Raw genomic sequence first — 8591 nt, 5'->3', positions numbered from 1 at the left:
GGGCCGGTGCGGAAAGACGGAGGAATATGATGGCGGCGGAGAAGGGAAGCGCATTCCTGCTCAAGGTGGGCGATGGCGGATCGCCGGTGGCCTATGCCACCGTGGCGGGGCTGCGCACGACGCAGCTGAGCGTCAATGGCGAGGCGGTGGCGATCACGTCGAAGGATTCGGGCGGGTGGCGCGAATTGCTGTCGGGCGCAGGCGTGCGCAGCGTCAGCGTGTCGGGCGCCGGGGTGTTCACGGGATCGGCGGCCGAGGTGCGGGTCAAGGCCAATGCGCTGTCGGGCGTGCTCGACGACTATCGGCTGAGCTTCGAGAGCGGCGAGACGATGACCGGGCGGTTCCTGGTCACGCGGCTGGACTATGCCGGGGATTTCAATGGCGAGCGCTCCTATACGCTGAGCCTGGAGAGCTCCGGGCCGGTGGTGTCGGCATAGGACCGGCCGGGCGAAGGCACACAGGAGAAGACAATGAAAGCGGGAGCAAATCCGGCGCGCGGCGAAGCGTCGCTGCGCGTGGCGGGCGCGGAGCTGGTGCTGCGGCCAAGCTTCGCCGCACTGGTCGCGGCCGAGGCCGAGCTGGGGCCGCTATTCGCGCTGGTCGAGCGCGCGGCGGACGGGCGCCTCGGCGTCGGCGAGATGGTCGCGCTGTTCTGGCACTGCCTGCGCGATCCGCCCGAGGGGCTGACGCGCGAGGCGTTCGGCGAGGGCGTGGCGGCGGGCGGGCTGGCGGCGGCGACCCCGGCGCTGAAGATGCTGCTCGGGCAGATTCTCGCAGGAAGATGAGCAGTTTCGCCGAGGCCGCGGCGCGGCTTGCGGGGCAGGCGGGAGTAGCGTTCGGCTGGGCGCCCGATGCGTTCTGGCGCGCCACCCCGGCCGAGCTGATGGCGCTGGCGCAGGCGCTGCGCGGCGACGAGGCCGCGCCGCCCGACCGCGGCACGATCGCGGCGATGATGGAGGCGTTTCCCGATGGATGAGGAAATCGAGCGGCTGGTGGTGAGCGTGCGCGCCGACACCCAGGGCTTCGCGAGAGACGTTGCGGAAATGCGCGGGTCGATCGACGGACCGTTGCAGGCAAGCGCCGAGCGCGCGGGCGATGCGATCGAGCGGACGCTGCTGCGCGCCGCGCGGACCGGCAGACTGGGGTTCGAGGATCTGAAGCGCGTGGCGATGAGCGTGCTCGGCGAGGTTGCCGCGAGCGCGATGCGCGACGGCCTGGCGGCGATCTTCGGGGGCGGGGGCGGCGGAAACGGCGGCGGGCTCGGCGGATTGTTCGCCAGCCTGCTCGGCGCACCGGGGCGGGCGACGGGCGGGCCGGTATCGCCGGGCCGTGCCTATTGGGTCGGCGAGCGCGGGCCCGAGCTGTTCGTGCCGACGGCGAGCGGGCGCGTCGACGTGCCTGCGGCGGGCAGGACCGGGCGCGACGTGCGCGTGGCGATCACGATCAACGCGCCCTCGGGCGAAGGCGCGGGCGCATTGCGGCAATCGAGCCGTCAGGTGGCGCGCGCAGTGAGATCGGCGCTGGCGGGGGTGGAGTGATGGGCTGGTGGCTCGCCAAGGAACGCACCGTGCAGGCGGAGGGCGTGATCTCGCGCTTCGACCCGCGCTTCTGGACGGTCAATTTCCCGCGGCCGATGATGGCGGCGGTGACGGCGACCGCGCCCGATGCGCTGCGGGTGGACGCGGTCTTCTATCGCCAGGACGATCTGGCAGGGCTGATCTGGGAGGCCGAGGACCGGCACGATCACCCGCTGCTCGCCTATGAGACCAGCCGCGATTTCCGCGGGTGCCGGCTGCGGTTCCGCTGGCGCTCCGGCGGGGTGGTGGCGCTGGACGCGGTCAATGGCCCGGTGCTGACGATCGAGGGGCGGGATGCGAGCGGTGCCGCTCGCGCCTGGTATGTGCGGCTGTGGAACTATGCGCAGGGCACGCCCGAGGATGCGCTGGTGTCGCTGGACTTCGCGGCGATCGACGGCGGGTTCATGCTGCCGGGCGAGGCCGATCCGGTCTGGGCCGGCGATATCGACCGGATGTTCGTGAGCCTGGTGCCCGAGGGATATACTGCGGGGGACGCCGCGCTGGCGGCGCCGGCCGAGGGCTGGGCGGAGCTCAGCGGGATCGCAGTTGAGGGGCCGGGGGCGGTGCTGAGCATCGGCGAGGTCGTGGTGCCCGAGCACGGCCTGTCGATCTGCAGCGGCTATGACGACAGCTATCATCTGACGCCTGCGCGGCTGCTGAGGAACGCGCTTCAGCTCGGCTATCGCGGGGACATCGTCCACTATGTCGGGATGAGCCATTATTTCCGGCTCGAGGCGGCGTCGGGCGGCTATTATGCGAGCCTGACGGGCGGGGCGCTCAATGCGCCGTGCGCGGCGTGGCACCGGGATTTCGCCGACCGCGCCAAGGCGCTGGGCTTCGGCGTGATCTGGTCGCTGAGCTACGAGCTGTTCGACGCGCATTGCTGGAACGACTGGAAGCAGCGCGCGGCGGACGGATCGCCGGGGCTGACGGGATGGGCGCCACCCTCGGCGCTGCTCTCGCCCGCGCATGGCGGGGCGATGGCCTATCTCCACGCGGTGGCCAGGGCGTTCGTGTGGATCGCGCAGGGCGCCGGCCTTTCGGTCAAATTCCAGATCGGCGAGCCGTGGTGGTGGGTGATGCCCGACGGGCGGCTGTGCATCCATGACGATGCGGCCAAGGCGGCGCTGGGCGACCCGCCCGAGCAGAATGTGCGCGGCGATCCTGACACCGGCGTGCTCGATGCGGCGGGGGCGCTGCTCGCGGCATCGACCGCGGCGCTGGGCGCGGCGGTGCGGGCGGAGGCGCCCGACGCCGAGCTGCTGCTGCTCGCCTATCTGCCGACCGTGCTCGACCGCGAGGCGCCCGAGCTCAAGCGCGCGAACCTGCCGGTCGGCTGGGCCTCGCCCGCCTTCGACGTGCTGCAGCTCGAAGATTATGACTGGGCCGCGGCGGGCAACCGGGTCGCGAGCGCGAAGGGGATCGCGCTGGCACAGGCGCGGCTCGGCTATCCCGTCGAGCGCCAGCATTATTTCGCGGGGTTCGTGCTGAACGGCGCGGACGCGCACCAGTGGCGCGGGATCGCCGATGCGGCGGAGGCGGCGCGGCGGCGGGGTGTCGCCGCCACCTTCATCTGGGCGCTGCCGCAGGTGATCCGCGACGGCTTCGTGACATTCGATCAGGAGGATGACGTGCAGGCATTCGACGATGTGCTGTTCCCGATCGCGCTGGGTCGCGAGGCGGAGGTGGCGCCCGAGGTCTCGACCGCGATCCTGACCAGCGCGGGCGGGCATGAGGCGCGCAACGCCGCCTGGGCGCAGGCGCGGACGCGCTACGATGTCGGGCCGGGGGTGCGCAGCGAGGCGGACATCCGCGAACTGCTTGCCTTTTATCGGGCGCGGATGGGGCCGGCGCGCGCGTTCCGGCTGCGCGACCCGTTCGACGATTGCTCGAACGACGAGGGCGAGCCGGGCGCGACCGACCAGCTGATCGGCGCCGGCGACGGCGAGGCCCAGGGCTTCGCGCTGGTCAAGCATTATGGCGATACCGCGCGGCGGATCACCCGGCCGGTGGCGGGCAGCGTGCGCGTCGCGGTCGACGGGGTGGAGACCGCGGCGTTCGAGCTGGGCGCGGGCGGGATGGTGGTGCTAGATACGCCACCCGGCGAGGGCGCGGTGGTGACCGCGGGGTTCCGCTTCGACGTGACGGTGCGCTTCGCCGAGGATTCGTTGGCGGTAAATCGTGCGACCTTCATGGCCGGGGCGGCACCGAGCGTGCCGCTGGTCGAGGTGCGGGAGGGTTAGGGAGTGGTGGGCGGCGTATACGCTCCAGGTCGCCGCGCGACGCAAACACCGTGCTGTACGACTTTGGCGCCGAACAGGGCTTTTTCCAGCTGGGACACTTTGATGTTGTCTAGTTCAATGCCTAGATTCTGGATCTCTCGATGATGGGGGCGATTGGGTGGCGCAACACATACAATCGGCTTTGCAGGGAATGCTGCTTGCATGATCTGAAACGCGGGTAACATGTCCGTATCCAGCGACACGACCAAAGCGCGGTCGAAAATGTCGCGATGCGCATCATGGATCAAGTGGACTGCAATCCCGACATCGGTTTGCTTCTCCTCATATCTGCGCCACTTCGCTTTGTAACGGCCCACGCCATCCCCATAATGGAGATCGCGTTTCGCGAAGTTTCCTAGCCGGACGTCCACGCCTTTGGCAGTCAGCGCCTTTACGTACTCGCGATGCCTCGTGAGGCGGTGGACCTTAGGCGTACCAGAAAAATGGTTGCCGAGCGCGGAGAAATACCTAACTGCAACAACTCGTTGGCTTTTCGGTTTGGTAAGCAGCTTACCGAGCTTGCAGATATTGACCCATTTAAGGTGAGGTTTCCCCAAGTTATCAATGGCGTGATAGAGATTGAATCCATCAATGTAGATCGCCACCCGCTCTTTCGGCATCTATGCAACCTCTTGACAACCAATTGGTTGTAGAACACATCGAAAGCACGGAATCTACCCCTGCGGTTTACCGCAGGCACCCCCGGCGGCTTCGGCCCCGGGGGTTTATTTTTGTCCGGATATCATGCGGTTGCTAGGATCGCATCATTCCTCACATCAAGGAACATGATATGGCGAGCTGGCTCGACGAGCCGCTGGCGACGATCGCTTTGTGCTGGCGGGTCGAGCGGTGCGATGGCGTGGCGATCGGGCTGACCGCGCATGACCTCGACCTGGTGGTGGACGGCTTCATCTATCGCGCGGCGCCGGGGATGACACCCTCGGCGATCCAGCGCGGCGCGTCGTTCGATGCCGAGAGCATGGACGTGACCGGGGCGCTGTCGGGCGCGGCGATCAGCGAGGCGGATCTGCTCGCCGGGCGCTGGGACGGCGCGCGGGTGGCGCTGCTCGCGGTGGACTGGACCGATCCGGCCAACCGGCAATCGCTGGGCGAGGGGACGATCGGCGCGGTGGAATTGAAGCGCGGCGTGCTGACCGCGGAGCTGCGCGGCCTTGCGGCGGCGCTGGAAGCGCCGGTGGTCGAGCTGACCTCGCCCGAATGCCGGGCCGAGCTGGGCGACAGGAGATGCCGGGTGGCGATGGCCGGGCGGCGGCGGTTCGCGCGGGTGATCGCCGCGGACGGGGCGGCGTTGACGCTAGACGCGGACGAGCCGCTGCCCGGCGGCTGGGCCGGCGGGCGGCTGCGCTGGATCAGCGGCGCCAATTCCGGGCTGGAGGATGCGATCGGCGCGTCTTCGGGCGCGGTGGTGACGCTGCGTCGCGCGCCGCGCTTCGATGCGATGGGCGCATTGGTGGAAGTGAGCGAGGGATGCGACAAGTCGATCGCCACCTGTGCCGCGCGGTTCGGCAACGCGGCGAATTTCCGCGGCGAGCCGTATCTGCCGGGGATCGACTTGCTGACCCGCTATCCGGGAGCATGACCCCGCTCGAGCGGGCGCGCTGCGCCATCGGCGCGAAGTTCAGGCTGCATGGGCGGACCGTTGCGGACGGGCTCGACTGTGTCGGGCTGGCCGGACTCGCTTTCGGCGCCGTTGTGCCGCGCGGCTATTCGCTGCGCTCGGGCGATACGGCGCAGATGATCGCGGGGATCGCGGCGGCGGGCCTGGTGCGGGCGGGCGACGCGCGCGCAGGCGATCTGGTGCTGTTTCGCGCAGGCCCCGGGCAGCTGCATCTGGGAATCGATGGCGGCGGAAGCGTGATCCACGCCGACGCCGCACTGCGGCGCGTAGTCGAGCGGCCAGGGACGGCGCCCTGGCCCGAGCTGATGCGCTGGCGCAGGCCAGAGACAACGGAGGGATGAATGGCGACGCTGGTATTGAGCACGATCGGGGGCGCGATCGGCGGCCCGATCGGATCGATGATCGGCAGCATGGCCGGCCAGTTCATCGACCGCGAGCTGCTGTTCAAGCCCAAGGGGCGCGAGGGGCCGCGGCTGAGCGAGCTCAAAATGCAGACGTCGAGCTATGGCACGCCCTTGCCCAAGCTCTTCGGGACGCTGCGGGTTGCGGGATCGGTGATCTGGGCGACCGACCTGGTCGAGCACCGCCATCGCGAGGGCGGCAAGGGGCGGCCGACCACCACGACCTACAGCTACACGGCCTCGTTCGCCGTGGCGCTGTCCGCGCGGCCGATCCTTTCGATCGGGCGGATCTGGGCCGACGGCAAGCTGTTGCGCGGCGCGGCGGGCGACTGGAAGGCGCGCACCGGATTCCGGCTGCACACCGGCGGCGAGGGCCAGGCGGCGGATCCGCTGATCGCGTCGGCGGAGGGGATCGGGCTCGCGCCTGCGCATCGCGGCATCGCCTATGCGGTGTTCGAGGATCTGGAGCTGGCGGAATATGGGAATCGCATCCCTGCGCTGTCGTTCGAGGTGGTGGCCGATCCGGGGCCGGTGGCAGCGGAGGCGATCGCCGAAGCGCTGTCGGACGGCCGCGTTTCCGGCGGCGACGGGCTGGTGCCGATCGACGGCTTCTCGGCCTATGGCGGGTCGCTGCGCGGGGTGATCGAGCCGCTGGCGGAGGCGGCCGGGGCCTGGCCTTTGCTGGCGGGCGGCGTGACGCTGCTGTCGGGAAGGGGCGAAACGGTGCTGGTCACCGACATCGGCGCGGCCGTGGGATCGCCGGGCGACCGCACGATCGCCACCGCCGACCGGGCACCGCGGCGCGTGACGCTGAGTCACTACGACCCGGCGCGCGACTATCAGGCGGGCGCGCAGAGCGCGAGCCGGCCGGGGGCGGGCTACCGCGAATCCGAGATCGAGTTGCCTGCGGCGCTTTCCGCCGGGGTGGCCAAGCAACTGGCCGAGGCGGCGCTCGCCCGCGCCGACCAGCAACGCGAGCGGCGGATGATCCTGTCGGGATGGAGCGCGCTCGCGATCCCGCCGGGTGCTCGCGTTCATGTGGCGGGCGAGCCGGGGCAATGGCGCGTCGCCGACTGGAGCCTGGAGGCGATGGCGGTGAAGCTGGAACTGGTGCGGATCGCATCCGCCCCGCTTCCAGCGAGCGCGACGCCGGGGCGGGTGCTGCCCGCGCCGGACGAGATTGCAGGATCGACCATCCTCCACGCGTTCGAGCTTCCGCATCTGGGCGAGGGGACGCTCGCGGCGCCGCGCCTGTCGATCGCGGCCTGCGGCACCGGCGCAGGCTGGCGCCGGGCGGCGCTCGCGGTCAGCACCGATCGCGGCGTACGCTGGGAGCCCTCGGGGAGCAGCGCGGCACCGGCCGTCTGCGGAACGGTCGAGGACGCCGGGGATGCGGCCGATCCGGCGATCGTCGACCGGCGCAATGCGATCATCGTCGCGCTGGCGCATTCCGCAATGGCGCTGGCGGATGCCGACGATGCGGGGCTCGATCTGGGGCTGAACCTCGCGCTGATCGGGAACGAGCTGGTGCAGTTCGGCGAGGCCGAGCCGCTCGGCGGCAATCGCTGGCGGCTGACCCGGCTGTGGCGCGGACGCCGGGGGAGCGAGGGCGCGACCGGCACGGCGGCGGCGGGCGACCGGTTCGTGCTGCTCGACGCCCTGGCGCTCGCGACGCGCGACGCGATTGCGGGCATCGGCGCGGATGTCGCGATACTGGCGACCGCGCCCGCCGATGGCGAGGGCGTGCAGGCCGAAACGCAGCTCACCGGGGCTTCGGTCCTGCCGCCCGCGCCGGTGCATCTGCGCACCGGGCCGGCGCCGGGCGGCGCGACGCTGCTGCGCTGGACGCGCCGCAGCCGGACCGGCTGGCGCTGGCTCGACGGCGTCGAGGTGCCGCTGGGCGAGGAGGCCGAGCAATACCGCGTCCGGATCGTGCCTGCCGCCGGGGACGCGCTGGTGGAGACGGTGGCCGCGGCCGAGCTGCCCCTGCCGGCCAGCCTCGCGCTGCCGGTGCTGATCGAAGTCCGCCAGATCGGCGATCACGGCCTGTCGCCGCCCGCTTTCCTGACTCTCTAGAACTGGAGCAACGACATGAGCGCAACCGCACGATTCGCGCTGCCCCTGCTGCATCCCGGCCAGGCGCAGAAGGAACTCTTCCACAACGAAGCGCTGACGCTGGCCGATGCGCTGATCCAGCCCTGCGTCGAGGACGCGGGGCTGAATGCGCCGCCCTCCGCCCCGGCGCCGGGGCAGTGCTGGATCGTCGGCGAGTCGCCCGGCGGCGCATGGGCGGGCGAGGCCGGGTCGATCGCGTCCTGGACGGCGGGCGGTTGGCGCTTCAGCGCCCCGCGCGAGGGGATGAGCGCATGGATCGCGTCGGAGGGGGTCGCCGCGCGCTATATGTCGGGTGCCTGGCACGCCGGGCGCGTCACCGCGACGCGCCTCGAGATCGATGGCGAGCAGGTGGTCGGGCCGCGCGAGGCGGCGATCGACGATCCGGACGGCGGCACGGTCGTGGACCTCGAGGCGCGTGCCGCGATCGAGGCCGTGCTCGACGCGCTTCGGGCGCATGGCCTGATCGACCCCGGGTAACTGTGACGTTCCGGCAACAGTCCCCAGATTTTGTTCGCTTGCGCGGAAACTTTCGAGCGAGTAGGAAGTTAGCGCTGTCCGAAGTGGCAACCAAGAAAGG

General features: G+C 70.6%; 10 protein-coding genes. 9 read left to right on the top strand and 1 reads right to left on the bottom strand.

Annotated features, from left to right (window positions below):
* Positions 1–29: 29 nt before the first annotated feature.
* From VGD28_RS01710 to VGD28_RS01690, 5 genes are read left to right on the top strand one after another with little or no spacing between them, the layout of a single operon-like run.
* Positions 30–437 carry a phage major tail protein, TP901-1 family gene (locus tag VGD28_RS01710; protein ID WP_331026606.1) on the top strand — a complete coding sequence of 136 codons (408 nt, stop codon included), beginning with the start codon at positions 30–32 and terminating at the stop codon, positions 435–437.
* A 33-nt stretch (positions 438–470) separates the two neighbouring features.
* Positions 471–785, top strand: coding sequence for a GTA-gp10 family protein (locus tag VGD28_RS01705; protein WP_331026599.1), 315 nt, complete (start codon positions 471–473; stop codon positions 783–785).
* The gene (locus tag VGD28_RS01700; protein ID WP_331026598.1) at positions 782–976 is read left to right on the top strand and encodes a phage tail assembly chaperone; all 195 of its coding nucleotides are present in this window, start codon (positions 782–784) and stop codon (positions 974–976) included. The genes VGD28_RS01705 and VGD28_RS01700 overlap by 4 nt, the downstream gene beginning before the upstream one ends.
* Positions 969–1538, top strand: coding sequence for a tail tape measure protein (locus VGD28_RS01695; RefSeq protein ID WP_331026597.1), 570 nt, complete (start codon positions 969–971; stop codon positions 1536–1538). Before VGD28_RS01700 ends, VGD28_RS01695 begins: the two co-directional genes overlap by 8 nt.
* Positions 1538–3820, top strand: coding sequence for a DUF2460 domain-containing protein (locus VGD28_RS01690; protein WP_331026596.1), 2283 nt, complete (start codon positions 1538–1540; stop codon positions 3818–3820). The genes VGD28_RS01695 and VGD28_RS01690 overlap by 1 nt, the downstream gene beginning before the upstream one ends.
* Here VGD28_RS01690 and VGD28_RS01685 read toward each other — a convergent pair.
* A complete protein-coding gene (locus VGD28_RS01685) occupies positions 3817–4464 on the bottom strand; it encodes an NYN domain-containing protein (protein ID WP_331026595.1) in 648 nt (215 codons plus the stop codon). The two genes, VGD28_RS01690 and VGD28_RS01685, sit on opposite strands and share 4 nt — an antisense overlap.
* A 185-nt stretch (positions 4465–4649) precedes the next feature.
* Here VGD28_RS01685 and VGD28_RS01680 point away from each other — a divergent pair, with 185 nt between their 5' ends.
* Genes VGD28_RS01680 through VGD28_RS01665 form a run of 4 tightly spaced genes read left to right on the top strand, consistent with a single transcriptional unit; the run spans position 4650 to position 8491 of the window.
* Positions 4650–5459: a DUF2163 domain-containing protein gene (locus VGD28_RS01680; RefSeq protein WP_331026594.1), complete on the top strand. Its 810-nt coding sequence runs from the start codon at positions 4650–4652 to the stop codon at positions 5457–5459.
* Positions 5456–5839, top strand: coding sequence for an NlpC/P60 family protein (locus VGD28_RS01675; RefSeq protein ID WP_331026593.1), 384 nt, complete (start codon positions 5456–5458; stop codon positions 5837–5839). Before VGD28_RS01680 ends, VGD28_RS01675 begins: the two co-directional genes overlap by 4 nt.
* On the top strand, positions 5840–7975 hold the full coding sequence (locus VGD28_RS01670) for a phage tail protein (protein WP_331026592.1): 2136 nt from the start codon (positions 5840–5842) through the stop codon (positions 7973–7975).
* A gap of 15 nt (positions 7976–7990) precedes the next feature.
* The gene (locus tag VGD28_RS01665) at positions 7991–8491 is read left to right on the top strand and encodes a DUF2793 domain-containing protein (protein ID WP_331026591.1); all 501 of its coding nucleotides are present in this window, start codon (positions 7991–7993) and stop codon (positions 8489–8491) included.
* Positions 8492–8591: the final 100 nt, after the last annotated feature.

The sequence above is a fragment of the Sphingomonas sp. genome (assembly GCF_036402235.1).
Taxonomy (GTDB): domain Bacteria; phylum Pseudomonadota; class Alphaproteobacteria; order Sphingomonadales; family Sphingomonadaceae; genus Sphingomonas.
The sequence above is the reverse complement of the archived record's forward strand: the minus strand, read 5'-3'. Positions and strand labels throughout refer to the sequence as shown.

Excerpts from the sequence above, each read along its gene's own strand:
- VGD28_RS01710 (WP_331026606.1), top strand. The coding sequence starts at position 30 with ATGGCGGCGGAGAAGGGAAGCGCATTCCTGCTCAAGGTGGGCGATGGC.
- VGD28_RS01705 (WP_331026599.1), top strand. The coding sequence starts at position 471 with ATGAAAGCGGGAGCAAATCCGGCGCGCGGCGAAGCGTCGCTGCGCGTG.
- VGD28_RS01700 (WP_331026598.1), top strand. The coding sequence starts at position 782 with ATGAGCAGTTTCGCCGAGGCCGCGGCGCGGCTTGCGGGGCAGGCGGGA.
- VGD28_RS01695 (WP_331026597.1), top strand. The coding sequence starts at position 969 with ATGGATGAGGAAATCGAGCGGCTGGTGGTGAGCGTGCGCGCCGACACC.
- VGD28_RS01690 (WP_331026596.1), top strand. The coding sequence starts at position 1,538 with ATGGGCTGGTGGCTCGCCAAGGAACGCACCGTGCAGGCGGAGGGCGTG.
- VGD28_RS01680 (WP_331026594.1), top strand. The coding sequence starts at position 4,650 with ATGGCGAGCTGGCTCGACGAGCCGCTGGCGACGATCGCTTTGTGCTGG.
- VGD28_RS01675 (WP_331026593.1), top strand. The coding sequence starts at position 5,456 with ATGACCCCGCTCGAGCGGGCGCGCTGCGCCATCGGCGCGAAGTTCAGG.
- VGD28_RS01670 (WP_331026592.1), top strand. The coding sequence starts at position 5,840 with ATGGCGACGCTGGTATTGAGCACGATCGGGGGCGCGATCGGCGGCCCG.
- VGD28_RS01665 (WP_331026591.1), top strand. The coding sequence starts at position 7,991 with ATGAGCGCAACCGCACGATTCGCGCTGCCCCTGCTGCATCCCGGCCAG.